General features: G+C 60.4%; 1 protein-coding gene. It reads left to right on the forward strand.

Annotation, left to right across the window (positions count from 1 at the left end; translation table 11 throughout):
* Positions 1–316: IS66 family transposase (locus tag BG61_RS41245; RefSeq protein WP_152565307.1), on the forward strand; the 316-nt coding region annotated here is incomplete at both ends.

The raw sequence follows: 316 nt of genomic DNA on the forward strand, positions 1-316 counted from the left end.
GCCTGGCCCACGCGCGCCGTAAGTTCTACGACTTGCATGTTGCCAGTCGAAGCCAGATTGCCGAAGATGCCTTGCGCTACATCAGCCAGCTGTACGATGTCGAGCGCGAGGCGCGTGATCTCTCCCCCGAGAATCGATTGGAACTTCGCCAACGATGCGCGCGTCCCGTCGCCGAAGCATTGCACACCTGGATGGTTCTGCAGCGTGCACACGTGAACGAAGGTTCGTCCATAGCGAAGGCGCTCGACTACAGTCTGCGGCGGTGGGCAGCGCTCACCCGATATCTCGACGATCCGCAGCTTCCCGTCGATAACAA

This window comes from Caballeronia glathei, assembly GCF_000698595.1.
Taxonomy (GTDB): Bacteria; Pseudomonadota; Gammaproteobacteria; order Burkholderiales; family Burkholderiaceae; genus Caballeronia; species Caballeronia glathei.